Here is a 25,973-nt window from a genome sequence, read left to right on the forward strand (position 1 = left end):
CACAGGCGCGGACCTGAGGGTCCGCGCCTGTTCCGAACGGACCCGACACAGGCCGGTGAATCGGGTTAACATTGCCCTCTTTTGCACCGTCCAAAGCCCGCTTCCGAAGGCCCGTATGACCGACCTCTCTCAGCACACGCCAATGATGCAGCAGTACTTCAAACTGAAGCATCAGCATCCCGACCAATTGATGTTCTATCGCATGGGCGACTTCTACGAGCTGTTCTACGAGGACGCGAAGAAGGCCGCCAAGCTGCTCGACATCACCCTGACCGCGCGCGGCCAGTCCGGCGGCAAGGCGATCCCGATGGCAGGCATTCCCTTCCATTCGGCGGAGGGCTACCTGGCCAAGCTGGTCAAGCTCGGCGAGTCGGTGGCGATCTGCGAGCAGATCGGCGACCCGGCCACCAGCAAGGGGCCGGTGGAGCGCCAGGTGGTGCGGATCATCACCCCCGGCACGGTGAGCGACGAGGCGCTGCTCGACGAACGCCGCGACAACCTGCTGGCGGCGATCCTCGGCGACGAGCGCCTGTTCGGCCTCGCCGTGCTGGACATCACCAGCGGCCGCTTCAGCGTCCAGGAGATAAAAGGCTGGGAAACCCTGCTGGCCGAACTGGAGCGCCTCAACCCGGCCGAGCTGCTGATTCCCGACGACTGGCCACAGGGCCTGCCGGCGGAGAAGCGCCGCGGCGTACGTCGCCGCGCGCCGTGGGACTTCGATCGCGACTCGGCGCACAAGAGCCTCTGCCAGCAATTCGGCACCCAGGACCTGAAAGGCTTCGGCTGCCAGAACCTGACCCTGGCCATCGGCGCCGCCGGCTGCCTGCTCGCCTACGCCAAGGAAACCCAGCGTACCGCCCTGCCGCACCTGCGCAGCCTGCGCCACGACCGCCTCGATGACACGGTGATCCTCGACGGCGCCAGCCGCCGCAACCTGGAGCTGGATATCAACCTCAGCGGTGGCCGCGAGAACACCCTGCAATCGGTGGTCGACCGCTGCCAGACCGCCATGGCCAGCCGCCTGATGAGCCGCTGGCTGAACCGTCCGCTGCGTGACCGCGCGGTGCTGGAAGCCCGCCAGGAGTCCATCGCCTGCCTGCTGGAACGCTATCGCTTCGAGAACCTGCAACCGCAGCTCAAGGAAATCGGCGACCTCGAACGTATCCTCGCCCGCATCGGCCTGCGCAACGCCCGCCCTCGCGACCTGGCGCGCCTGCGCGACGCGCTGGCGGCGTTGCCGGACCTGCAGAACGCCATGACCGAACTGGAAGCGCCGCACCTGCAGGCGCTGGCCACCACCATCGGCACCTATCCCGAACTCGCCGAACTGCTGGCCAAGGCGATCATCGACAACCCGCCGGCGGTGATCCGCGACGGTGGCGTGATCAAGACCGGCTATGACGCCGAGCTGGACGAGCTGCAGGCGCTGAGCGAAAACGCCGGGCAATTCCTGATGGACCTGGAAGCGCGCGAGAAGGCCCGCACCGGCCTGCCCAACCTGAAGGTCGGCTACAACCGCATCCATGGCTACTTCATCGAGCTGCCACGGGTGCAGGCCGAACAGGCGCCGGCCGACTACATCCGCCGGCAGACCCTGAAAGGCGCCGAGCGCTTCATCACGCCGGAACTGAAGGCCTTCGAGGACAAGGCGCTGTCGGCCCAGAGCCGCGCCCTGGCCCGCGAGAAGGCGCTCTACGAAGAGCTGCTGGAACGCCTGATCGGCCATCTCGCTCCGCTCCAGGACAGCGCCTCGGCACTGGCGGAGCTGGACGTGCTGGCGAATCTCGCCGAACGCGCGCTGAACCTCGACCTGAATCGCCCGCGGTTCGTCGAACACACCTGCCTGCACATCGAGCAGGGCCGCCATCCGGTGGTCGAGCAGGTGCTGGAGACACCGTTCGTGGCCAACGACCTGGCGTTGGATGCCGACACCCGGATGCTGGTGATCACCGGTCCGAACATGGGCGGTAAATCCACCTACATGCGGCAAACCGCGCTGATCGTGCTGCTTGCGCATATCGGCAGCTTCGTTCCGGCTGCGCGCTGCGAGCTGTCCCTGGTGGACCGCATCTTCACCCGCATCGGCTCGTCCGACGACCTTGCCGGCGGCCGCTCGACCTTCATGGTGGAGATGAGCGAAACCGCCAACATCCTGCACAACGCCACCGACAAGAGCCTGGTGCTGATGGATGAGGTCGGCCGCGGCACCAGCACCTTCGACGGCCTGTCGCTGGCCTGGGCAGCGGCCGAGGACCTGGCCCGGACTCGCGCCTTCACCCTGTTCGCCACCCACTATTTCGAACTGACCGTACTGCCGGAAAGCCAGCCCGCGGTAGCCAACGTGCACCTGAACGCGACCGAGCACAATGAACGCATCGTGTTCCTGCACCATGTACTGCCGGGACCGGCGAGCCAGAGCTACGGCCTCGCGGTGGCCCAGTTGGCCGGCGTGCCGACTCCGGTAATCCAGCGCGCCCGCGAACACCTCAAGCGCCTGGAAACCACCAGCCTGCCGCACGAGATGCCGAGCCAGCAGAGCGGCAAGCCCGCCTCGCCGATGCAGAGCGACCTGTTCGCCAGCCTGCCGCACCCGGTGATCGATGAATTGTCGAGGATCAATCCCGACGATATCAGCCCGCGGCAAGCTCTCGATCTGTTATATGCATGGAAGATGCGGGTCTGACGGACTACCGCACAAGCTGCTAGAATCGCGCGCGCTTAGCCGCCCGCCTGAGGAGAGAACTAGAAAATGACCTTCGTCGTCACCGACAACTGCATCAAGTGCAAATACACCGACTGCGTGGAAGTCTGCCCGGTAGACTGCTTCTACGAAGGACCCAACTTCCTGGTCATCCATCCGGACGAGTGCATCGACTGCGCCCTGTGCGAGCCCGAATGTCCGGCCCAGGCGATTTTCTCCGAAGACGAAGTGCCGGAGAACATGCAGGAATTCATCGAGCTGAACAGCGAGCTGGCGGAAGTCTGGCCGAACATCACCGAGAAGAAGGATGCCCTGCCCGACGCCGAGGAATGGGACGGCGTCGCCGGCAAGCTCCAGCATCTGGAGCGCTGATACGCCAAGGCCCGCAAACAGCGGGCCTTTTCTTTGGCGACGAGTAAAACGGCAGGCAAAAAAAAGGGGCGGGGTATTACCCCGCCCACTCTTCAGTCCCTCGTCATCGTCCTGATGAATCGCCTCCCTGGCGACGTCCCTTCCCCGATCCTTCGGGGTTGCGTGTTCCCTGTACGCAGGAGTGATATTAGCGATTCCCTGTGCTCCCGCAACCTGCCAGAAAACCCAGCGAAGCTTCTTCGGCAGTCATTTTAGAAAAATATATTCCTTTATTTTCAATAAGTTACTTAAATTCACCGAGTGTTTTTGGCAAACCTCCCGGGCATTTATCTACTTAGGCTCACACGCCGTGTAAGTTAATGCTTACAAGAGCAGACACAAAAAACCCGGCGAACGCCGGGTCTTCAGTGGGTCTAAGATTTTCCGTCACTGGAACAGCGCGTCACTCGACAGGCCGTTCTTCTCCAGGATCTCCCGCAGGCGCTTCAGCGCCTCGACCTGGATCTGACGAACCCGCTCGCGGGTCAGGCCGATTTCCTGACCGACCTCTTCCAGCGTGCTGCTTTCGTGCCCGCGCAAGCCGAAGCGGCGAATCACCACCTCACGCTGCTTGTCGGTGAGTTCCGTCAGCCACTGGTCGATGCTTTCGCTGAGATCGTCATCCTGCAGCAGCTCGCACGGATCGGTGGGGCGATCGTCGGTGAGCGTATCCAGCAGGGTCTTGTCCGAGTCCGGACCAAGAGAGACGTCTACCGAAGTCACCCGTTCGTTCAGGCCGAGCATGCGCTTGACCTCGGCGACCGGCTTCTCCAGCAGGTTGGCGATTTCTTCGGGTGAAGGTTCGTGGTCGAGCTTGTGGGTCAGTTCCCGCGCCGCACGCAGGTAGACGTTGAGTTCCTTGACCACATGGATCGGCAAGCGAATGGTCCGGGTCTGGTTCATGATGGCCCGTTCGATGGTCTGGCGGATCCACCAGGTGGCGTAGGTCGAGAACCGGAATCCGCGCTCCGGATCGAACTTCTCCACGGCGCGGATCAGGCCTAGGTTGCCTTCCTCGATCAGGTCGAGCAGGGACAGTCCGCGATTGACATAGCGCCGGGCGATCTTCACCACCAACCGCAGGTTGCTCTCGATCATCCGCTTCCGACCAGCGGGATCGCCCTTCTGCGCCAGACGAGCGAAGTGGACTTCCTCTTCGGGCGTCAACAGGGGCGAGAAACCGATTTCGTTGAGATACAGCTGCGTTGCGTCCAACGCGCGCGTGTAGTCGATGTGCTTGTGTTGTTTGGAAGAGAAGGAAGTGGTGGCTTTTGGAGTTGTCCGGGGAGAAGGCTGCTCGTCGGCAGACGACTCGTCCAGCATGATGCCGGGCTCCAGGAGGAGCACTTCATCATCGTGGTCAAACTCCGGCCCTTCTTTTTTGAGTGCCATGTCGTTATCCCTTGCATGAGTTCGACTCAAGCCCGGGCGATTCCTTTCCCGCTGGACACGCCCGGACCCGCTCACCTACATGATGTGGGCGGGCGAACTCCCGGTCAGCGACGTGGCAAATATTGCAGTGGATCGACAGGCTTACCCTGGCGGCGAATCTCGAAGTGCAGCTTCACCCGATCGGTTCCTGTGGAGCCCATCTCGGCAATCGATTGCCCTACCTTGACCTGTTGCCCTTCCCGCACCAGCAGCCTGCGGTTGTGACCGTAGGCACTCACGTAGGTCTCGTTGTGTTTGATGATGACCAACTCGCCGTAGCCCCGCAAACCACTACCGGCGTATACAACGGTCCCACCAGACGCAGCCAGGACAGGCTGGCCCAATTGACCGGCTATATCAATCCCTTTATTCAAACTTCCGTTTGAGGCAAAACGGCCGATCAGAGTACCGCTCGCAGGCCATGCCCAACCGCCCACCGCAGGCCCCGCGACGACGGGAGTCGCGCCGCTGCTGGGTGGGGTCGTGGTGGAGGCCGGAGCCGGTGCGGGCTTGACAGGTACCGACGTACTAACAGCGGGTGGAACCGGGGCAGGCTTGGTCGCCACGGGCGGAGCGACGACCGGCGTGTTTTTCGCGACGGACGGTTGCGCCGGTGCCCGCCCACCAAATTGGATAGCTTGACCGACCTGGATGGTATAGGGCGGCGCGATGCCATTGCGCGCGGCCAGGGCTTTCCAGTCCCAGCCGAAGCGGAAGGCAATGGAATACAGGGTGTCGCCGCGGCGCACGATGTACTGCCCGCTGGTGACCGGCGTACGCCGCGCAGCGGCAGGCGCGGAACCGTTGCGATCGACGACCTTGACCCCGCCGGGAGGCGACGACGAACAGGCGGCGAGAAGGGAACAGACGACGGCCCCGAGCAACAGGTGGCAGCCACCGTAGAGCCGAGTCCATTGCCGCAGGGTCGCTGCTAGCCTCAATCCTTCCCCCTTATCCATCTTCTTCGCTTTCGTTCAATCGGGCCGGCGACGCCGGCCGCCGGCTCAGGCGATCGGGCCGTTGAGCAGCGGGACGAAACGTACCGAGTCGAGTACCTGGCGGCTGAACCCGTCCTCGGTGCGGACGATCAGCATCAGTTGCTGGACCTCGCCGCCACCGACCGGGATCACCAGACGGCCCCCCGGCGCCAACTGGTCCAGCAACGACTGCGGGACTTCCGTGGCCGCCGCGGTGACGATGATTCCATTGTAGGGAGCCAACGCCGACCAGCCCTCCCAGCCATCGCCCCAACGAAAGACAACATTACGCAGGTTTAGCTCCGCAAGACGCTCCTTGGCCTTGTCCTGCAACGCCTGGATCCGCTCGACGGAGAAGACCCGCTCGACCAGTTGAGCCAGCACCGCGGTCTGGTAGCCGGACCCGGTACCGATCTCCATGACCTTGTCCAGCGGGCCGGCCGCCAGCAGCAACTCGGTCATCCGCGCCACCATGAATGGCTGGGAAATGGTCTGGTTGTGGCCGATCGGCAGGGCGGTGTCTTCGTAGGCGCGATGCGAGAGCGCCTCGTCGACGAACAGATGACGCGGCGTGCGGCGGATCACCTCGAGCACGTGGGCGTTGGACAGGCCTTCTTCGTACAGGCGCTGGATCAGGCGCTCTCGGGTACGCTGGGAGGTCATGCCGATACCCCGGCGATGCAGGTCTTCGGACATCACGTCAGTCCTCCCAGCCACTCGTCGAGGCCGCCGAAGGCTTCGTGGAAGGTACGGTCCAGCTGCAACGGAGTGATCGACACGTAGCCTTGCATGACCGCGTGGAAATCCGTCCCCGGCCCGCCATCCTCGGCATCGCCGGCCGCGGCGATCCAGTAGCCTTCCTTGCCGCGCGGATTGACCACCTTCACCGGTGCGGCGGCACGGGCGCGGTGCCCGAGGCGGGTCAGTTGGATACCGCGTACGCGATCCAGCGGCAGGTTCGGGATATTGACGTTGAGCACGGTACGCGGCGGCACGGCCAGGCGCTCGTGGGCGGAGACCAGCAGGCGGGCGAAGTGCATGGCGGTGGGCAGGTTGTCCGTCAACCGCGAGACCAGCGAGAAGGCGAAGGCCGGCCCCTTCAGGAAGCGCCCTTCGATGGCCGCCGCCACGGTACCGGAATAGAGGACGTCATCGCCGAGGTTGGCGCCCAGGTTGATACCCGAGACCACCATGTCCGGCAATTCCTCCAGCAAGCCGTTCAGGCCCAGGTGCACGCAGTCGGTCGGCGTGCCGTTGAGGCTGATGAATCCGTTGTCCAGGCGCTGCGGGTGCAGCGGGCGGTCCAGCGTCAGGGAACTGCTGGCGCCGCTCTTGTCCTGGTCGGGGGCGATCACTACGCAATCGGCATGATCCGCCAGCGCGTCGTAAAGCGCGGCGATACCGGGTGCGGTCACCCCGTCGTCGTTGGCAATCAGTATGCGCATGGGTTTTCCGTCTGCCCTGTCGGTACCAGGTCGAGGATTTCACGCACCACTACGGTGGCGAAACAACCGGCCGGCAGGACGAATTCCAGTTGCAGAACATCAGGTTCGGGATAATGCCACGCCAGCCCCTGGATGGGGAGCCGCAGGATGCGCCGTTCGTGCGCCATGCCCGCCTTCGCCAGCCAGCGGCAGAGCGCCGGCTCGCTCCCGGCCAGGGCCAGCTCGCGGTCGAGGACGCCGGCGCCGCTCGGCGGATCGCCCTCGCCCCAGAGCGGTCCGGTGGGGTGCAGGTCGAGGGCGGCCAGACGGGCATCGCGGCATTCTTCCTCGCCAGCGAGGAAAAAGCTGCGGCTGTCGGTGAAGGCCAGCAGGTCGCCAACCGCTGCCCGGTTCCAGCTACCCTCCGCGACCCGCTCGGCGAGCAGGCGGTTGAACAGGTAGCTGCGCCCGGCGGAAAGGAAGCGCGAACGCAGGTTGCGGTTCGCCGGCAGCAGGTCCTGTTCCGCGCAACTGCGCGCGTCGACCAGGTTGCCGCCGCCGTGGCCGAAGCGTTGCAGGCCGAAATAGTTGGGCACGCCGTCCGCGGCGATACGTTCCAAGCGCGCGTCGAGAACGGCACGCTCCGCCCGCAGCCCGGTCAGACGCAGGGTGAAGCCGTTGGCGGCATGCGCGCCTCGCTGCAACTTGCGCGAATGACGGGTGCGGCGAAGAATCCGCAGGTCCGCGCCCTCGGCTGCGCCCAGGTCGGGATCGGCCTTGCCCGGCAGGTGCAGGCTGAACCATTGCCGGGTCAGGGCCTGGCGGTCCTTCAACCCGGCGTAGCTGACGTTCTTCTGCTGCACGCCGGCGGCGCGGCCGAGGCGACGGGCCGCCTCCTCGGTGTTCAATCCGCGCTTTTCCACCCACAACCAGAGGTGCTCGCCTTCACCGCTGAGGGGAATGTCCAGCACCTCGTCGACCTGGAAGTCCTCGGCCACGGCCTTGAGCACCGCCTCGCCGCAGGCTGCCCCATGGGCGCGCGGCCCGAGCAGGTCGAGTTCGCCGAGAACGCTCATCGGGCCATCAGCAAAGCGACCGCATGTACAGCAATGCCCTCTTCGCGTCCGGTGAAACCTAGCCGCTCGGTAGTGGTGGCCTTGACGTTGACCTGGTCGACCGCGACGCCGAGGTCCTCGGCGATCGACCCGCGCATGGTTTCGATGTGCGGCGCCATCTTCGGTGCCTGGGCGACGATGGTGGCGTCGACGTTGCCGACCTTCCAGCCCTTCTCGGCGACGATGGCGACCACGTGTCGCAGCAGCGCGCGACTGTCGGCGCCCTTGAACCGAGGGTCGGTGTCCGGGAAGTGCTTGCCGATGTCGCCCAGCGCCGCCGCGCCGAGCAGCGCATCGGACAAGGCGTGCAGCAGCACGTCGCCGTCGGAGTGGGCGACCAGCCCATGTTTGTGGGGAATGCGCACACCGCCGAGGGTGATGAAGTCGCCCTCGCCGAAGCGATGCACGTCGTAGCCATGGCCAATTCGCATGAAAAAACGCCCTGGTTGGAATCAGGGCGTGATTCTACCCCGGATCGGGGCAGGCTTCAGGTATCGCGGATCAACCGTTGAGAACCTGGGCATGGTGGCGCAGGTGATCCTCGATGAAACTGGCGATGAAGTAGTAGCTGTGGTCGTAGCCTGGTTGCAGACGCAGCTCCAGCGGGTGGCCGGCCTTGTCCGCCGCATTGCGTAGCGCTTCCGGCTTGAGCTGGACGGCGAGGAAGTCGTCGCGCTCGCCCTGGTCGACCAGGATCGGCAAGCGTTCGGACGCACCCTCGAGCAACGCACAGGCATCCCACTCGCGCCAGGCCGCCGGGTCCTCGCCCAGGTAGCGAGAGAACGCCTTCTGGCCCCAGGGGCAATCGCTCGGATGGCAGATCGGCGCGAAGGCCGACAGCGACAGGTAGCGCCCCGGGTTGCGCAGCGCGCAGACCAGCGCGCCATGCCCACCCATCGAGTGCCCGCTGATGCCGCGCCGCCGGGACACCGGGAAATGCGCCTCGATCAGCGCCGGCAACTCGTGCACCACGTAGTCGTGCATGCGGTAGTGCGCGGCCCAGGGCTCCTGCGTGGCGTTCAGGTAGAAGCCTGCGCCCAGGCCGAAGTCCCAGGCGCCGTCGGGATCGCCGGGGACACCGCTGCCGCGCGGGCTGGTATCCGGCGCCACCAGTACCAATCCCAGTTCGGCGGCGACCCGCTGGGCGCCGGCCTTCTGCATGAAGTTCTCGTCGGTACAGGTCAGCCCGGACAGCCAGTACAGGGCCGGCAGCGCCGCCTCCGGCTCGGCCTGGGGCGGCAGGTAGATGGCGAAGACCATCTCGCAGTTCAGGGTCCGGGAAAAATGACGGTAACGCTGGTGCCAGCCGCCGAAGGACTTCTGGCTGCCGATCAGTTCGAAGGAATCCTTCACGTGACCTCCGTGAAACGGTCGTGGCGAGCCGCAGGGCCCGCCGCGACGGCTTGTCAGTAATGAATGACGGTGCGGATGCTCTTGCCTTCGTGCATCAGCTCGAAGGCCTCGTTGATGTCCTCCAGCCCCATGGTGTGGGTGATGAAGGTATCCAGCGGGATCTCGCCCTTCTGCGCCTTCTCGACATAGCTCGGCAACTCGCTGCGCCCGCGCACCCCGCCGAACGCCGAACCGCGCCAGACGCGGCCGGTGACCAGTTGGAACGGCCGGGTGCTGATTTCCTGGCCGGCGCCGGCGACACCGATGATCACCGACTCGCCCCAGCCCTTGTGGCAGCATTCCAGCGCGGCGCGCATCAACTGCACGTTGCCGACGCACTCGAAGGAGTAGTCGACGCCGCCATCGGTCAGTTCGACGATGACGTCCTGGATCGGCTTGTCGTAGTCCTTCGGATTGATGAAGTCGGTGGCGCCCAGCTCCCTGGCGATGTCGAACTTGCCCGGGTTGATGTCGACCGCGATGATGCGCGCGGCCTTGGCCATCTTCGCCCCGATGATCGCCGCCAGGCCGATACCGCCCAGGCCGAAGATGGCAACGGTAGCGCCCTCTTCCACCTTGGCGGTATTCAGCACGGCGCCGATCCCGGTGGTGACGCCGCAACCAAGCAGGCAGACCTTCTCCAGCGGCGCGTCCTTGGGAATCTTCGCCAGGGAGATTTCCGGCAGCACGGTGTATTCGGAGAAGGTCGAGCAGCCCATGTAGTGGAAGACCGGCTCGCCCTTGTAGGAGAAACGGCTGGTGCCGTCGGGCATCAGGCCCTTGCCCTGTGTGGCGCGCACGGCCTGGCAGAGGTTGGTCTTGCCGGACAGGCAGAATTTGCACTTGCCGCACTCGGCGGTGTACAGCGGGATGACATGGTCGCCCACCTGCAGGGAGGTCACGCCCTCGCCCACCGCTTCGACGATGCCGCCACCTTCGTGGCCCAGGATGCACGGGAACACCCCCTCGGAATCCTGGCCGGACAGGGTGTACGCATCGGTATGGCAGACGCCGGTGGCGACGATGCGCACCAGTACCTCGCCCTTCTGCGGCGGCGCCACATCCACCTCGACGATTTCCAACGGCTTGTTGGGGGCGAAGGCGACGGCGGCACGGGACTTGATCATCTGGGAACTCCTGAACGATGGAAGCCGGCGGGCCGCTAAGCGACCCACTGAAACGGAAAGTGTAGAAAACCGCGTTTCAAGGAATAATCAGGCAATAATCAAAACATTATTGCCATACAGGGATAATCCAGATGAATCGCTGGGAAGGACTCGACGAATTCGTCGCTGTCGCCGAAACCGGGCAGTTCACCGCGGCAGCCGAACGCATGGGCGTTTCCTCGTCGCACATCAGCCGCCAGGTCGCCCGCCTGGAGGAGCGCCTGCAGACCCGCCTGCTCTACCGCAGCACCCGGCGAGTATCGCTGAGCGAAGCCGGACAGACCTTCCTGCAACATTGCCAGCGCCTGCAGGACGCCCGCGACGAAGCCCTGCGCGCGGTCAGCGACCTCTCCGCGGAGCCCAAGGGCCTGCTGCGCATGACCTGCGCGGTAGCCTACGGCGAACGTTTCATCGTGCCGCTGGTGAATGCCTTCATGGCCGACTATCCGCAACTGCGGGTCGACATCGAGCTGTCCAACCGCCAACTGGACCTGCTCCACGAGGGCTTCGACCTGGCCATCCGCCTCGGCCGCCTGAGCGATTCGCGATTGGTCGCCACACGGTTGGCGCCACGCGTCATGTACCTTTGCGCCACCCCGGAATACCTGCGCCGCCACGGCACTCCGCAGTCGCCGGCGGAACTCGGCCAGTTCAACTGCCTGATCGGCAGCAGTGACCTGTGGAGCTTCCTCGAGGACGGCCGGGAAACCCAGCACCGGGTCCAGGGCAACTGGCGCTGCAACAGCGGCCAGGCGGTGCTCGACGCCGCCCTGCGCGGCTTCGGCCTGTGCCAGTTGCCCGACTACTATGTGATCGAGCATCTGCGCAGCGGCCGCCTGGTCTCCTTGCTGGAAGGCCACCAGCCGCCGAATACCGCGGTATGGGCGCTGTACCCGCAGCAGCGGCACCTGTCGCCGAAAGTCCGGCAACTGGTGGACTATCTCAAGGAAGGCCTGGCGCAATCCCATCCGGGACTCGCCGGGGAGAAAAACCTGCGCTGAAGCAGTAAGGCGTTTCGCCGCTGCGATAGACTTGGCGGTTTCCCGTTCCACCCGCTATCGATTCAAGGAAGTCGCATGTCTGCCCTCAATGCGTTTCGCCAACGCTACCTGGTGAGGTTCTGGTCGCCGCTGCCGGCGCTGGTCGCCCTCGGCGTCGCCTCCGCCTACTACTTCGCGCTCACCGGCACCTTCTGGGCGGTGACCGGCGAATTCACCCGCTGGGGCGGCCACGTGCTGTCCTGGTTCGGCTACCAGCCACAGGACTGGAGCTACTTCAGGCTGATCGGCCTTCAAGGCACGCCGCTGGACCGGATCGACGGAGTGATGATCATCGGCATGTTCCTCGGCGCCCTGTGCTGCGCCCTCTGGGCCGGCAACGTCAGCCTGCGCTGGCCGACCAGCAAACGTCGCCTGCTGCAGGGTCTGGTCGGCGGTATCGTCGCCGGCTTCGGCGCGCGCCTGGCGATGGGCTGCAACCTGGCGGCGTTCTTCACCGGTATCCCGATGTTTTCCCTGCACGCCTGGGCCTTCATGTTCGCCACCGTCGGCGGCGCCTGGATCGGCGTGAAGATCAGCCTGCTGCCGTTCCTGCGCACGCCGCTGAAAGTCGGCGCCACGGCCAGCGCCCTGCCCGACGCCGAAAGCCTGGCCCGACGCGCACGCCTGCAGGCCCGCCTGGGCCTGGCGGTGCTGGCGCTCGCCGCGCTGTTCGCCGCCTGGCGCTTCGAGGTATCGCTGGTGCTGGGCATGGCCTGCCTGTTCGGCCTGCTGTTCGGCGGCCTGATCGAGCGCGCGCAGATCTGCTTCACCAGCGCCGCACGGGACCTCTGGACCACCGGCCGGACCCGCGCCGCCTTCGGCATCCTGCTCGGCATGGCGGCCGCCTGCATCGGTACCTTCGCCGCGATCCGCCTGGGCGTCGCGCCGAAGATCTTCTGGATGGGCCCGAATGCGATCATCGGCGGCATTCTCTTCGGCATCGGCATCGTCCTCGCCGGCGGTTGCGAGACCGGCTGGATGTACCGCTCGATGGAGGGCCAGGTGCACTTCTGGGTGGTCGGCATCGGCAACGTCATCGGCGGAACCCTGGTGGCGATCTTTTGGGACCAGTTGGGTACCCGCCTAGCCCTGCCCTATCCCAAGCTCGACCTGCTGGAAAGCTTCGGGCCCGGCAACGGCCTGCTGTTGACCTTCGCCGGCCTGGCCCTGTGCCTGCTGCTGGTGCAACTGAACGCCTCCCGATTCACCCGACCGCGGAAACCGAACCATGAGCCAGACCGACAAACCGACCCTGTCGCTTGACCTGCGCGGCGAACATTGCCCGTACAACGCCATCGCCACCCTGGAAACCCTGGCGACCATGCAGCCGGGCGAACGCCTGGAAGTGGTCACCGACTGCTCGCAATCGGTCCACGGGATTCCCGAAGATACCCAGCGCCAGGGCTACAAATGCCTGGCGGTGGAGCAGCATGGCGCGCTGTTCCGCTTCCTCATAGAGGTGCCGCTGGAAAGCTGAACGAGCGAGCCTGCAACGACAAGAAAGCCGACCCTCGGGTCGGCTTTCTTGTGCCAGGGATCAGTGCGGAAAACTGCGCTGCAGGCGCAGCAGGTCTTCCGGGGTGGTGATCTTCAGGTTGTCGGCGCGCCCTTCCACCAGCTTCGGCGCATAGCCGGCCCACTCCATCGCCGAAGCCTCGTCGGTGATCGCCACGCCGGCCACCAACGCATCGGCCAGCGCCCGGTGCAGGGCGCCGAGGCGGAACATCTGCGGCGTATAGGCCAGCCAGACCACCGAGCGGTCGATGGTTTCGCTGACCCGGCCGTCGCGGTCGGAGCGCTTGAGGGTGTCCCTCGCCGGCACCGCCAGCAGCCCGCCGACCGGATCTTCGGCGAGTTCTTCGAGCAGGCGGTCGAGGTCGCCGCGGGTCAGGTTCGGCCGCGCGGCGTCATGCACCAGCACCCAGTCGTCGGCCTGTGCCCCCAACTCCAGCAGGCGCAGCAAGCCGTTCAACACCGAGCCGGCGCGCTCGGCGCCCCCGGCGGCGCGCTGCACATGCCGGCTGGCGGCGCAGTCCAGCCCGGGCCAGTAGGGATCGTCCTCGGCCAGGCAGACCACCAGGCCCCTGAGCATCGGGTGTTCGAGGAAACAATCGAGGGTGCGCTCGATCACGGTGCGACCGGCAAGATCGAGATATTGCTTCGGGCGGTCGGCGCGCATGCGCGAACCCACGCCGGCGGCGGGGATCACCGTCCAGAAGGCGGGAAGGTCGGAAGTCGTCATCGGGAGAAGGGTCGTCAGCTCACTTGGCGAGCTGGTAGAGGGTTTCGCCGTCCTTGACCATGCCGAGCTCGTGCCGCGCACGCTCCTCGACGGTCTCGGTGCCTTTCTTCAGCTCGGCGACTTCGGCTTCGAGAATCCGGTTGCGCTCCAGCAGGCGCTCGTTCTCGCCATGCTGGTCGGCGATCTGCTTCTGCAGGTCGCGCACCTGCGCCAGGCTGCCATCGCCGACCCACAGGCGATATTGCAGGCCCGCCAGCGCCAGGATCAGCACCACGAACAGCCAGTAGGGGCTACGTAACCTCAAGCCTCGAACTCCTTGAGAAGAAAAGGGGTGGCTCTTGCCACCCCTTCACCGTACCAGACTAGGCTCAGCCGCGGAATTCCGCGCGACCACGGTACGGCGCCTTGGCGCCCAGTTGCTCTTCGATGCGCAGCAACTGGTTGTACTTGGACACGCGGTCGGAGCGGCACAGCGAACCGGTCTTGATCTGACCGGCGGCGGTACCCACGGCCAGGTCGGCGATGGTCGAGTCCTCGGTTTCGCCGGAGCGGTGCGAGATCACCGCGGTATAGCCGGCGGCCTTGGCCATCTGGATGGCCTCCAGGGTCTCGGTGAGCGAACCGATCTGGTTGAACTTGATCAGGATCGAATTGCCGATGCCCTTCTCGATGCCTTCCTTGAGGATCTTGGTGTTGGTCACGAACAGGTCGTCGCCGACCAGTTGGACCTTGGCGCCGATCTTGTCGGTCAGGCCTTTCCAGCCGGCCCAGTCGGACTCGTCCATGCCGTCCTCGATGGAGATGATCGGGTAGCGCTGGGTCAGGCCGGCCAGGTAGTCGGCGAAACCGGCGGCGTCGAATACCTTGCCTTCGCCTTCCAGGTCGTACTTGCCGTCCTTGAAGAACTCGCTGGAGGCGCAGTCCAGGGCCAGGGTCACGTCGTCACCCAGCTTGTAGCCGGCCTTCTCGACGGCCTCGGCGATGGCGGCCAGGGCGTCTTCGTTGGACGACAGGTTCGGCGCGAAGCCGCCTTCGTCACCGACGGCGGTGTTCAGGCCACGGGCCTTCAGCACGGCCTTGAGGTGATGGAAGATCTCGGCGCCCATGCGCAGCGCCTCGGCGAAGTTCTTCGCGCCGACCGGCTGGACCATGAATTCCTGGATATCGACGTTGTTGTCCGCATGCTCGCCGCCGTTGATGATGTTCATCATCGGCACCGGCATGGAGTACTGGCCGGGAGTGCCGTTGAGGTCGGCGATGTGCGCGTACAGCGGTACGCCCTTGGCCTGTGCGGCGGCCTTGGCGGCAGCCAGGGACACCGCGAGGATCGCGTTGGCGCCCAGCTTGGCCTTGTTCTCGGTGCCGTCCAGCTCGATCATCGCGTGGTCGAGGGCTTTCTGGTCGGCCGCGTCCTTGCCCAGCAGCAGGTCGCGGATCGGGCCGTTGATGTTGGCCACGGCTTTCAGCACGCCCTTGCCCAGGTAACGGCTCTTGTCGCCATCGCGCAGCTCGAGGGCCTCGCGGGAACCGGTGGAAGCACCGGAAGGCGCGCAGGCGCTGCCGACGATGCCGTTGTCCAGGATCACGTCCGCTTCAACGGTAGGGTTGCCGCGGGAGTCCAGGACCTCACGGCCCTTGATGTCGACGATCTTTGCCATTCTTGTTAACACTCCGAAGTGAATGAACGGGGCGGTCTGAGGAGACTAGGCAGTCTCGATTGCAGGAAAGCTCTTGATCAGCTCGTCCAGTTGCTTGAGCTGGGACAGGAAGGCTTCGAGTTTGTTCAGGCGCAGCGCGCACGGACCGTCGCACTTGGCGTGCTCGGGGTCCGGATGGGCCTCGAGGAACAGCCCGGCGAGCTTCTGGCTGAGCCCGGCCTTGGCCAGGTCGGTGACCTGGGCGCGCCGGCCGCCGGCGGAGTCCGCGCGACCGCCAGGCATCTGCAGGGCGTGGGTGACGTCGAAGAATACCGGGTACTCGAACTGCTTCATGATGCCGAAGCCGAGCATGTCGACCACCAGGTTGTTGTAACCGAAGGAGGAGCCGCGCTCGCAGAGGATCAGGCGGTCGTTACCGGCTTCCTCGCACTTGGTCAGGATGTGCTTCATCTCCTGGGGCGCGAGGAACTGGGCCTTTTTGATATTGATCACCGCGTTGGTCCTGGCCATCGCCACCACCAGGTCGGTCTGTCGCGAGAGGAAGGCCGGCAGCTGGATGATGTCGCAGACCTCGGCCACCGGCTGGGCCTGGAACGGCTCGTGGACATCGGTGATGACCGGTACCTTGAAGGTCTTCTTGATCTCTTCGAAGATCTTCATTCCCTCTTCCAGGCCCGGACCACGGAACGAGTGGATCGAGGAACGGTTGGCCTTGTCGAAGCTGGCCTTGAACACATAGGGGATACCGAGTTTCTCGGTAACCCGTACGTATTCTTCGCAGACCTGCATGGCCAGGTCGCGCGACTCCAGCACGTTCATGCCGCCGAACAGCACGAACGGCAGGTCGTTGCCGATCTGGATATCGCCGACGCGAACGATCTTCTGTGCCATGCTCAGGCCTTCCCGGAATATTTCAGCGCGGCGTTGACGAAACCGCTGAACAGCGGGTGGCCATCACGCGGTGTGGAGGTGAACTCCGGGTGGAACTGGCAGGCGACGAACCACGGATGCTCCGGGGCCTCGACCACTTCCACCAGGGCGCCGTCGCCGGAGCGGCCGGAAATCTTCAGGCCGGCCTGTTCCAGTTGCGGCAGCAGGTTGTTGTTCACTTCGTAGCGATGGCGATGGCGCTCGACGATCACGTCCTTGGCATAGCAGTCGTGCACCAGGGTGCCGGTCTGCAGCTGGCACTCCTGGGCGCCCAGGCGCATGGTGCCGCCCAGGTCGGAAGCTTCGGTGCGGATCTCGGTGGCGCCGGTCGCGTCCTGCCATTCGGTGATCAGGCCGACCACCGGATGGCCGCTGGACTTGTCGAACTCGGTGGAGTTGGCGTCGCTCCAGCCGAGCACGTTGCGGGCGTATTCGATGACCGCGACCTGCATGCCCAGGCAGATGCCCAGGTAGGGGATCTTGTTCTCGCGGGCGTACTGCACGGTGCTGATCTTGCCTTCCACACCGCGCAGGCCGAAGCCGCCCGGGACCAGGATGGCGTCGACGCCTTCCAGCAGGCTGGTGCCCTGCTGCTCGATGTCTTCGGAGTCGATGTAGCGCAGGTTGACCTTGGTGCGGCTCTGGATGCCGGCGTGGGTCATCGCCTCGATCAGCGACTTGTACGCGTCCAGCAGTTCCATGTACTTGCCGACCATGGCGATGGTGACTTCACGCTCAGGGTTGAGCTTGGCATCGACCACCCGGTCCCATTCGGACAGGTCGGCCTGCCCGCACTCCAGGCCGAAGCGCTCGACGACGATGTCGTCCAGGCCTTGGGCATGCAGCACCGACGGGATGCGGTAGATGGTGTCGACGTCTTCCAGGGCGATCACCGCGCGCTCCTCGACGTTGGTGAAGAGCGCGATCTTGCGCCGCGAGGAGACGTCGATCGGGTGGTCGGAACGGCAGACCAGCACGTCCGGTTGCAGGCCGATGGAGCGCAGCTCCTTGACCGAGTGCTGGGTCGGCTTGGTCTTGGTCTCGCCGGCGGTGGCGATGTACGGGACCAGGGTCAGGTGCATCAGCATCGCGCGCTTGGCGCCGATCTCGACGCGCAGTTGGCGGATCGCCTCGAGGAACGGCTGCGACTCGATGTCGCCGACGGTGCCACCGATCTCCACCAGGGCGACGTCGGCATCGCCGGCGCCCTTGATGATGCGCCGCTTGATCTCGTCGGTGATGTGCGGGATCACCTGCACGGTGGCGCCCAGGTAGTCGCCGCGGCGCTCCTTGCGCAACACGTCCATGTAGACGCGGCCGGTGGTGAAGTTGTTGTTCTGGGTCATGGTGGTACGAACGAAGCGCTCGTAATGGCCCAGGTCCAGGTCGGTCTCGGCGCCGTCCTGGGTCACGAAGACCTCACCGTGCTGGAACGGGCTCATGGTGCCCGGGTCCACGTTGATGTAAGGGTCCAGCTTGAGCATCGTGATCTTCAGGCCACGCGCTTCCAAGATCGCAGCCAGAGAAGCCGAAGCGATGCCTTTCCCCAATGAAGAAACAACACCACCCGTGACGAAGATGTAGCGCGTCATGAAAAACCCTAGAAGTCAGCGTTTAGGCGGGATCAACCGCCGGGGATTCGGAGAAGGGAGGCCAGCTCCCGCCACGGACAAATCCGTGGGCAAAGCAAACTCCTGCTGATTCCGGAGGGAATCGGCGGGAGCAGTACAAGACGGGAGCGTAGTCTACTGGAAACGGCTTACTAGCTCAAACCCGGGTCGTTCGTCGGCGGGCTCCAGGACAGTCGCCAGCCCCCCTCGCGGGGACTGTCCAGGCCAGGAATGTTGGCCACCGCGAGCAGTTCGTCGGCTCGGAAGAGCAGCGGCAAACGACCGCGCAGGAAGCTCGGTACGCCCGCTTCGTTGAGCAATCGCTTGAGGTCGCGGCGACCGCGCCCGGCCAGGGCCAGCACCTCCCCACCCCGCCGGTAGTCGACGCGCAACGGCCCCGCCGGAACCTCGCCGAGCAACGCCAGCCGGCCATTGCCGGGAAGAAGCAATGGATGAGCGGGACGCTCCCAGACGAACGGTCCCGCCGCCGCCCGCCAGTCCGCCGGCAACCACCAGATCCGCCCCGCGCCGCGACGCAGCTCGCCGCTCTCCAGGCGCCAGATCGGGTCGGCATCGTCGCCGGCATCGCGCAACGACTCCCAGCCGGCCCAGTGGTCGCTGTCCGGCAACCGCGTCAGCTGTCCCAGCCAGACCCGCAGCAGGTTGCGCTGGCGCGCAGCGCTGAGGCGGCGCAGAGGCTCCAGGGCGATCCGGGGCAGATCCAGCCAGTCCGGCCAATCCAGTTCCGAGGGTTGGCGGCAGGCCCGGAGGTCGATGGCGGCCAGTTCAGCCAGCAGGTCTTCGGCCTCGCGCAGATGCGCCGCGCAGCGCGCCATGCCGGCGACGGCCTGCGGCCAGTGGGAGGCGAGACGCGGCATGATCTCCCGGCGCAGGTAGTTGCGCGAGAAGCGCGGATCCTGGTTGGAAGGATCCTCCACCCAGTCCAGCCGGTGCGTCTGCGCATAGGCTTCCAGTTCGGCGCGGGAAACCCCGAGCAAGGGGCGGCACAGGCGGCCGCCGCCCAGCGGCCGGCTCGCCGGCATCGCCGCCAGGCCGCGCAGGCCCGCTCCACGCAACAGGCGGAACAGCAGGGTCTCGGCCTGGTCGTCGAGGTGCTGCGCGGTGAGCAGCACCTGTCCCTCGCCCAGGCTCGCCTGGAATGCGCGATAGCGGGCGTCGCGCGCCGCCTGCTCAATGCTGCCGCCAACGGCGACCTGCACCCGCTCGACCCGCAGCGGGATACCCAGCGACCGGCAGACCGCCTGGCAGTGCGCCGGCCAACCGTCCGCCGCAGCCTGCAAGCCATGGTGGACATGCAGCGCCGACAGCGCCGGCAAGGCTTCGCTCCGGGCCAACTGGGCGAGCAGATGCAGCAACACCGTGGAATCCAGCCCGCCGGAAAACGCCACGCACCAGCCCCCCGCTTCGCGCCAGGGCGCCAGGGCCTGTAACAGACGGGATTCGAGCGGCACCGCCGGCATGCTTGCGCTCCTCATGCGACAAGCCCGGCGAATGCCGGGCTTGTCGATCGTACCAGTGCGCCGGATGGTTTACGGCGCGCCGTAGCTCATCAGGCGGTCGTAACGACGCTCCAGCAACTCACCCATTTCCAGGCCCTGGAGCATCTTCAGTTGCGCCAGCAGTTCGCCACGGATCGATTCGGCCATGCTCGCCGGATCGCGATGGGCGCCGCCCAGCGGTTCGTCGATGACCTTGTCAACGATGCCCAGGCCTTTCAGGCGCTCGGCGGTGATGCCCATGGCCTCTGCGGCTTCCGGCGCCTTCTCGGCGGTCTTCCAGAGGATGGAGGCGCAGCCTTCCGGCGAGATCACCGAGTAGGTGGAGTATTGCAGCATGTTCAACTGGTCGCAGACGCCGATGGCCAGCGCGCCGCCGGAACCGCCCTCGCCGATCACGGTGGCGATGATCGGCGTCTTCAGTCGCGCCATCACCCGCAGGTTCCAGGCGATCGCCTCGCTCTGGCCGCGTTCCTCGGCATCGATGCCCGGGTAGGCGCCGGGCGTGTCGATGAAGGTGAGGATCGGCATCTTGAAGCGTTCGGCCATTTCCATCAGGCGGCAGGCCTTGCGATAGCCTTCCGGACGCGGCATGCCGAAGTTGCGCCGGACCTTCTCACGGACTTCGCGGCCCTTCTGGTGGCCGATGACCATCACCGGGGAACCGTCGAGGCGGGCAACGCCGCCGACGATCGCCGGGTCGTCGGCGAAATGCCGGTCGCCGTGCAGTTCCTCGAAATCGCTGAACAGGTAGCCGATGTAGTCGAGGGTATAGGGACGCTTGGGATGGCGCGCGAGCTGGGCGATCTGCCAACTGGACAGATTGCCGAAGATGTTTTCGGTGAGCGCCTTGCTCTTGTCCTGCAGACGCGAGATTTCGTCGCTGATGTTCAGCGCATTGTCGTTGCCCACCAGGCGCAGCTCTTCGATCTTGGCTTGCAGGTCGGCGATCGGCTGTTCGAAATCAAGAAAGTTCGGGTTCATAGGCTTCCGTCGTGCGCAGATTCTAGTGGGCCGTTTCCGTTTGGCGCCCTACCTTACGGGATCGGGCGCCAGGGGTCGAGCCGGGAGCAAGGGCGATCCGCGTTTTCCCGCCGCAGAGCGCGGAACAACGGCGTTATCGCCCATCGCGATTAACGATAATTGAGGAAGACGTTGTCGCGCCCGAACTGGTCACGCAATGCCTGGATCAGATCGTCCGCCGGATCCACCCGCCAGCTCTCGCCGAACTGCAGCAGGGCCTTGGCGTCGGCGCTGGTGTAGTCCAGGGTGATCGGGCAGGAACCGCGATGGCGGTTGAACAGCTCGCCCAGCCAGCGCAGGCGATCGCCCTTCAACAGGTCGGCGTGCAGCTTCATCCGCAGGCTCTCCGCCAGGCCGGTACGCGCCTCCTCCAGGCTCATCACGCGCTTGGCGCGCAGGCGCAGTCCGCCGGAGAAGTCGTCCTGGCTGACCTCGCCCTCGACCACCACCAGCGCATCGGTCTGCAGCAGCGACTGGGCCGCGGCGAAGGCTTCGGAGAACAGCGAGGCCTCGATCCGTCCGGAGCGGTCATCGAGGGTGACGAAGCCCATCTTGTCGCCCTTCTTGTTCTTCATCACCCGCAGGTTGACGATCAGCCCGGCCACCGTCTGGGTATCGCGCGCCGGCTTCAGCTCGACGATGCGCTGGCGGGCGAAGCGCCGCACCTCGCCTTCGTACTCGTCGATCGGATGGCCGGTCAGGTACAGGCCGAGGGTGTCCTTCTCGCCCTTCAGGCGTTCCTTGAGGGTCAGCTCCTTGACCTTGCGGTGGTTGGCGTAGACATCCGCCTCCGGCTCGGCGAAGACTCCGCCGAACAGGTCCATGTGCCCGCTGTCGTGGCTGCGCGCGGTCTGCTCCGCAGCCTGGATCGCTTCCTCCATCGCCGCCAGCAGCACGGCGCGGTTGAGGTCGACGGTAGCCTGGTAGGCCTTTAGCTCGTCGTGGTAGTGCGGCCCCAGGCGATCCAGCGCACCGGCGCGGATCAGCGCCTCCAGGGTGCGTTTGTTGATGCGCTTGAGGTCGACGCGGTCGCAGAAGTCGAACAGGGTGTTGAACGGCCCGCCTTCGGCGCGGCATTCGGTGATCGCCTCCACCGGCCCCTCGCCGACGCCCTTGATCGCACCCAGGCCATAGACGATCCGGCCATCGTCGTCGACGGTGAAGCGGAACTCGGAGTTGTTCACGTCCGGCGCCACGATGCGCAGCTTCATGTGCCGGCATTCTTCGATCAGCGTCACCACCTTGTCGGTGTTCTGCATATCCGCGGTGAGTACCGCGGCCATGAACGGCGCCGGGAAGTGGGTCTTCAGCCAAGCGGTCTGGTAGGAGACCAGGCCGTAGGCTGCCGAGTGTGACTTGTTGAAGCCGTAGCCGGCGAATTTTTCCACCAGGTCGAAGATGTTGCCCGCGAGATCGGCATCGATGCCGTTGTTCTTGCAACCCTCGATGAAACCGCCGCGCTGCTTGGCCATTTCCTCGGGCTTCTTCTTGCCCATCGCCCGGCGCAGCATGTCCGCGCCACCGAGGGTATAGCCGGCCATGACCTGGGCGATCTGCATCACCTGTTCCTGGTACAGGATGATGCCGTAGGTGGGTTTGAGCACCGGCTCCAGGCCGGCGTACTGGTAATCGGGGTGCGGATAGGACAGCTCGGCGCGACCGTGCTTGCGGTTGATGAAGTCGTCCACCATGCCCGACTGCAGAGGACCCGGGCGGAACAGCGCCACCAGTGCGATGAGGTCTTCCAGGCAGTCCGGCTTGAGCTTCTTGATCAGCTCCTTCATGCCGCGCGATTCGAGCTGGAACACCGCAGTGGTCTCGGCCTTCTGCAGCAGCGAATAGGTCGGCTTGTCGTCCAGCGGGATGAAGTCGATGTTCACCGGCTCCAGGCCCTTCTTGGCCTGCTCGCGGTTGATGATCTCCATCGCCCACTTGATGATGGTCAGGGTCCGCAGGCCGAGGAAGTCGAACTTCACCAGGCCGGCCGCCTCCACGTCGTCCTTGTCGAACTGGGTCACCAGGCCGCCGCCTTCCTCGTCGCAGGCGATCGGCGAGAAGTCGGTCAGCTTGGTCGGCGCGATCACCACGCCACCAGCGTGCTTGCCGGTACCGCGGGTGATGCCTTCCAGCTTGAGGGCCATCTCCCAGATCTCGGCGGCTTCCTCGTCGCTCTTGAGGAAGTCGCGGAGCATTTCTTCCTGCTCGTAGGCCTTATCCAGGGTCATGCCGACTTCGAACGGAATCATCTTCGACAGCCGGTCGGCGAGACCGTAGGACTTGCCCTGGACCCGCGCCACGTCGCGTACCACCGCCTTCGCCGCCATGGTGCCGAAGGTGATGATCTGGCTCACCGCGTTGCGCCCGTAGGCGTCGGCCACGTAGTCGATCACCCGGTCGCGGCCCTCCATGCAGAAGTCGACGTCGAAGTCGGGCATGGAGATCCGTTCCGGGTTGAGGAAACGTTCGAACAGCAGGTCGTAGGCCAGCGGATCGAGGTCGGTGATCTTCAGCACGTAGGCCACCAGCGAGCCGGCGCCCGAGCCCCGCCCGGGGCCTACCGGCACGCCGTTGTTCTTCGCCCACTTGATGAAGTCCATCACGATGAGGAAGTAACCGGGGAAACCCATCTGGATGATGATATCGAGTTCGAAGTTCAGACGGTCGACATAGACCTGGCGCTTGGCCTCGTAGTCCGGGGTGTCCTTCGGCAACAGCACCTCCAGGCGCTCCTCGAGACCTTCGAAGGAGGCGTGCCGCAGGTAGTCGTCGATGCCCATGCCATTGGGCGTGGGGAAGTCCGGCAGGAAGTACTTGCCCAGCTGCACCTCGATGTTGCAGCGCTTGGCGATCTCGACGGTGTTTTCCAACGCTTCCGGCAGGTCGCTGAACAGCTCGGCCATTTCCGCCGGCGACTTCAGGTATTGCTGGTCCGAATAGGTACATGGCCGCCGCGGATCGTCGAGGGTCCGCCCCTCGCCGATGCAGACGCGGGTCTCGTGGGCCTCGAAGTCTTCCTGCTTGATGAAGCGCACGTCGTTGGTCGCCACCAGCGGCGCATTACAGCGTGACGCCAAAGCCACCGCCGCGTGGAGGTGCTCCTCGTCGTTGACCCGGCTGGTACGTTGCACTTCGACGTAGAAGCGCTCGGGGAACACCTCCATCCACTCGCGCAACAGCGCCTCGGCCTTGGCTTCCTCGCCGTCGAGCAGCGCGTGGCCGATCTCGCCCTCCTTGGCCGCGGACAGCGCGATCAGGCCTTCCGCCGCCTCCTTGACCCAGTCGCGCTCGATGATGATCTCGCCATTGCGCTGGCCTTCGCTCCAGCCGCGGGAAATCAGCTCGGTGAGGTTGCGATAGCCCTTCGCGTTCATCGCCAGCAGGCTCAGGCGGCTGAGCGGGCCATCTTCCTCGCGGCTGGCGAGCCAGATGTCGGCCCCGCAGATCGGCTTGATGCCGGCGCCCATGGCGGTCTTGTAGAACTTCACCAGCGAGCACATGTTGCTCTGGTCGGTGACCGCCACCGCCGGCATGCCCAGCCCCGCCACCGCCTTGGCCAGGGGCTTGACCCGGACCAGGCCGTCGACCAGGGAGAATTCGGTATGCAGACGCAGGTGAACGAAGGATACGGTCATGAAGGCCCCGGAGCAGAAATAACGCAAAAACGACAAGGCCCGGATTGTACCGGGCCCGGTGGCAAAGCTACAGGTTCAAGAGCGGATGATGCGCCTCGGCTGCGCCGAGAAACGTCGCCCGCCCCGCGCTCAGGCGCGGCGGTCGTCCCAGATGCCCGGTTCGAGCTTCTGCTGGACTTCAGGGAACTGGCTGGCGTCGAAGGTCGGCAGCTTGCCGGCCTTGCGCTGGGCGTTATAGTCCTTGGCCAGCTTGATCGCGAGGTTGGACAGCAGCAGGATGGCGATCAGGTTGGTGATCGCCATCAGGCCCATCGACACGTCGGCGAGGTTCCAGACGAACGGCAGCGAAGCCAGCGCGCCGAACATCACCATCGCCAGCACGATCAGGCGGAAGATCAACAGACCCGCCAGGTGGTTGTGCTCGAGGAATACCAGGCAGTTCTCGGCATAGAAGTAGTTGGCGACGATCGAGGTGAAGGCGAAGAACAGGATGATCACCGCCAGGAAGTAGCGGCCCCAGTCGCCGACCTGGCTGGTCAGGGCATTCTGCACCAGCATGATGCCCTCGCCTTCCTGCGGTCCGGCCAGCAGGATGATGGCGGCGGAAGCGGTGCAGATCAGCAGGGTATCGATGAACACGCCGGCCATCTGCACGTAGCCCTGGGACGCCGGGTGCGGCGGATAGGGCGTGGCCGAGGCGGCGGCGTTGGGCGCCGAGCCCATGCCTGCTTCGTTGGAGAACAGGCCGCGCTTGAAGCCGTTGAGGATCGCCGCGCCGATGCCGCCGGCGGCGGCCTCGTGCCAGCCGAAGGCACTCTTCACCACCATCGCCAGGACGCCCGGCAGTTCGCTGAGGTTGAACAGGATGATGCCCACCGCCAGCAGCAGGTAGGCCACCGCCATGAAGGGTACCGCCAGTTCGGAGAAGCGCGCGATGGAGCGCAGGCCGCCGAAGATGATCAACGCGGTGAGGATCACCACGGCGATGCCGCTGATCCAGGTCGGCACGCCGAAGGCGCCCTGCATGGCACCGGTGATGGTATTGGCCTGCACCGAGTTGAAGACGAAACCGAAGGCGATGATCAGGAAGATCGAGAACAGGATGCCCATCCAGCGCGCGCCCAGGCCCTTCTCCATGTAGTAGGCCGGGCCGCCACGGAACTGGCCCTTGTCGTCGCGAATCTTGAACAACTGGGCCAGGGTCGCCTCGACGAAGCCGGTCGCCATCCCCACCAGGGCGATCGCCCACATCCAGAACACTGCGCCGGGACCGCCGAGCGTGATCGCTACCGCCACGCCGGCGACGTTGCCGGTACCGACCCGCGCCGCCAGAGAGGTGCAGAGCGCCTGGAACGAGGAGATTCCCGAGTCGTCCGACTGGCGGCTGCCCTTGAGCACGCTGAAGGTATGGCCGAAGTGGCGGAACTGGATCAATCCCAGGCGCACAGTGAAGTACAGGCCGCAACCGACCAGCAGCCAGATGAGGATCTTGCCCCAGATAAGGCCGTTGAGCAGGTCGACGACCTGAGTGGCGAATTCTTGCATGGATAACTCCCCTGTTCCGCTTATGGCGGATTGTTGTCAGCCGACCTCCCGGGTAGAAGGCCGCGTGTTTCGGACACACACGGAATGACGTGCGAGCCGAAGGAAATTTCGCTGTGAATGGTACCTGGCAGGAAGGGGCAGGACTTTCCGCTATTGACG

The 25,973-nt window shown here is 65.3% G+C and carries 22 protein-coding genes; 5 read left to right on the forward strand and 17 right to left on the reverse strand.

The genetic code is table 11. The annotated features are described in order from the left end of the window. The first annotated feature begins 115 nt into the window (after positions 1–115). Both mutS and fdxA read left to right on the forward strand, forming a co-directional pair. The gene (mutS, locus tag FOC67_RS19230) at positions 116–2,683 is read left to right on the forward strand and encodes a DNA mismatch repair protein MutS (protein ID WP_003122151.1); all 2,568 of its coding nucleotides are present in this window, start codon (positions 116–118) and stop codon (positions 2,681–2,683) included. Between the two features lie 66 nt (positions 2,684–2,749). Continuing rightward, on the forward strand, positions 2,750–3,073 hold the full coding sequence (gene fdxA, locus FOC67_RS19235; RefSeq protein ID WP_003092272.1) for a ferredoxin FdxA: 324 nt from the start codon (positions 2,750–2,752) through the stop codon (positions 3,071–3,073). 426 nt (positions 3,074–3,499) lie between these two features. Here the strand turns inward: fdxA and rpoS are convergent, their stop codons facing one another. From rpoS to FOC67_RS19275, 8 genes are all read right to left on the reverse strand, one after another. Beyond that, positions 3,500–4,504, reverse strand: a complete 1,005-nt coding sequence (gene rpoS / locus FOC67_RS19240; RefSeq protein ID WP_003109327.1) for an RNA polymerase sigma factor RpoS — start codon at positions 4,502–4,504, stop codon at positions 3,500–3,502. Positions 4,505–4,608: 104 nt separating this feature from the next. Further along, positions 4,609–5,502, reverse strand: coding sequence for a peptidoglycan DD-metalloendopeptidase family protein (locus tag FOC67_RS19245; protein WP_009313547.1), 894 nt, complete (start codon positions 5,500–5,502; stop codon positions 4,609–4,611). 45 nt (positions 5,503–5,547) lie between these two features. Further along, positions 5,548–6,183, reverse strand: a complete 636-nt coding sequence (locus tag FOC67_RS19250) for a protein-L-isoaspartate(D-aspartate) O-methyltransferase (protein ID WP_003098558.1) — start codon at positions 6,181–6,183, stop codon at positions 5,548–5,550. Between the two features lie 32 nt (positions 6,184–6,215). After that, positions 6,216–6,965: a 5'/3'-nucleotidase SurE gene (gene surE, locus FOC67_RS19255; protein ID WP_003092341.1), complete on the reverse strand. Its 750-nt coding sequence runs from the start codon at positions 6,963–6,965 to the stop codon at positions 6,216–6,218. Further along, positions 6,953–8,020: a tRNA pseudouridine(13) synthase TruD gene (gene truD / locus FOC67_RS19260; RefSeq protein ID WP_009313546.1), complete on the reverse strand. Its 1,068-nt coding sequence runs from the start codon at positions 8,018–8,020 to the stop codon at positions 6,953–6,955. Before truD ends, surE begins: the two co-directional genes overlap by 13 nt. Beyond that, positions 8,017–8,490 carry a 2-C-methyl-D-erythritol 2,4-cyclodiphosphate synthase gene (gene ispF / locus FOC67_RS19265; protein WP_003092346.1) on the reverse strand — a complete coding sequence of 158 codons (474 nt, stop codon included), beginning with the start codon at positions 8,488–8,490 and terminating at the stop codon, positions 8,017–8,019. Before ispF ends, truD begins: the two co-directional genes overlap by 4 nt. 70 nt (positions 8,491–8,560) lie before the next feature. After that, positions 8,561–9,412: an S-formylglutathione hydrolase gene (gene fghA / locus FOC67_RS19270; protein WP_003109330.1), complete on the reverse strand. Its 852-nt coding sequence runs from the start codon at positions 9,410–9,412 to the stop codon at positions 8,561–8,563. A 53-nt stretch (positions 9,413–9,465) separates the two neighbouring features. Continuing rightward, a complete protein-coding gene (locus FOC67_RS19275) occupies positions 9,466–10,578 on the reverse strand; it encodes an S-(hydroxymethyl)glutathione dehydrogenase/class III alcohol dehydrogenase (RefSeq protein ID WP_003092351.1) in 1,113 nt (370 codons plus the stop codon). Positions 10,579–10,709: 131 nt separating this feature from the next. Here FOC67_RS19275 and gfnR point away from each other — a divergent pair, with 131 nt between their 5' ends. From gfnR to yedF, 3 genes are all read left to right on the forward strand, one after another. Further along, positions 10,710–11,618 carry a glutathione-dependent formaldehyde neutralization regulator gene (gfnR, locus tag FOC67_RS19280; RefSeq protein ID WP_003098564.1) on the forward strand — a complete coding sequence of 303 codons (909 nt, stop codon included), beginning with the start codon at positions 10,710–10,712 and terminating at the stop codon, positions 11,616–11,618. A 75-nt stretch (positions 11,619–11,693) separates the two neighbouring features. Next, positions 11,694–12,920, forward strand: coding sequence for a selenium metabolism membrane protein YedE/FdhT (gene yedE, locus FOC67_RS19285; protein ID WP_009313545.1), 1,227 nt, complete (start codon positions 11,694–11,696; stop codon positions 12,918–12,920). Then, entirely contained in the window at positions 12,886–13,134 is a 249-nt protein-coding gene (gene yedF / locus FOC67_RS19290; protein WP_003092358.1) for a sulfurtransferase-like selenium metabolism protein YedF, read from the forward strand. Before yedE ends, yedF begins: the two co-directional genes overlap by 35 nt. Positions 13,135–13,194: 60 nt before the next feature. Here the strand turns inward: yedF and ispD are convergent, their stop codons facing one another. The 9 genes from ispD to FOC67_RS19335 all read right to left on the reverse strand — a co-directional run bounded on the left by ispD (position 13,195) and on the right by FOC67_RS19335 (position 25,814). After that, complete coding sequence (gene ispD / locus FOC67_RS19295) at positions 13,195–13,899, reverse strand: 2-C-methyl-D-erythritol 4-phosphate cytidylyltransferase (RefSeq protein WP_003092359.1); 705 nt, start codon at positions 13,897–13,899, stop codon at positions 13,195–13,197. Positions 13,900–13,918: 19 nt separating this feature from the next. Continuing rightward, positions 13,919–14,203, reverse strand: a complete 285-nt coding sequence (gene ftsB, locus FOC67_RS19300; protein ID WP_003098569.1) for a cell division protein FtsB — start codon at positions 14,201–14,203, stop codon at positions 13,919–13,921. Positions 14,204–14,267: 64 nt separating this feature from the next. Beyond that, entirely contained in the window at positions 14,268–15,557 is a 1,290-nt protein-coding gene (gene eno / locus FOC67_RS19305; RefSeq protein WP_003092364.1) for a phosphopyruvate hydratase, read from the reverse strand. Between the two features lie 45 nt (positions 15,558–15,602). After that, positions 15,603–16,448: a 3-deoxy-8-phosphooctulonate synthase gene (gene kdsA, locus FOC67_RS19310; protein WP_003092365.1), complete on the reverse strand. Its 846-nt coding sequence runs from the start codon at positions 16,446–16,448 to the stop codon at positions 15,603–15,605. Positions 16,449–16,450: 2 nt separating this feature from the next. Continuing rightward, positions 16,451–18,079: a CTP synthase gene (locus FOC67_RS19315; RefSeq protein ID WP_003092366.1), complete on the reverse strand. Its 1,629-nt coding sequence runs from the start codon at positions 18,077–18,079 to the stop codon at positions 16,451–16,453. A gap of 170 nt (positions 18,080–18,249) precedes the next feature. After that, positions 18,250–19,578, reverse strand: coding sequence for a tRNA lysidine(34) synthetase TilS (tilS, locus tag FOC67_RS19320; RefSeq protein ID WP_009313544.1), 1,329 nt, complete (start codon positions 19,576–19,578; stop codon positions 18,250–18,252). A 69-nt stretch (positions 19,579–19,647) separates the two neighbouring features. Next, positions 19,648–20,598: an acetyl-CoA carboxylase carboxyl transferase subunit alpha gene (accA, locus tag FOC67_RS19325; protein WP_003109333.1), complete on the reverse strand. Its 951-nt coding sequence runs from the start codon at positions 20,596–20,598 to the stop codon at positions 19,648–19,650. Between the two features lie 149 nt (positions 20,599–20,747). After that, positions 20,748–24,269, reverse strand: coding sequence for a DNA polymerase III subunit alpha (gene dnaE, locus FOC67_RS19330; RefSeq protein WP_009313543.1), 3,522 nt, complete (start codon positions 24,267–24,269; stop codon positions 20,748–20,750). A gap of 129 nt (positions 24,270–24,398) precedes the next feature. Beyond that, positions 24,399–25,814, reverse strand: a complete 1,416-nt coding sequence (locus FOC67_RS19335; protein ID WP_003092370.1) for a sodium:alanine symporter family protein — start codon at positions 25,812–25,814, stop codon at positions 24,399–24,401. Positions 25,815–25,973: the final 159 nt, after the last annotated feature.

Source organism: Pseudomonas sp. FDAARGOS_761 (assembly GCF_013343155.1).
GTDB lineage: Bacteria > Pseudomonadota > Gammaproteobacteria > Pseudomonadales > Pseudomonadaceae > Pseudomonas > Pseudomonas aeruginosa.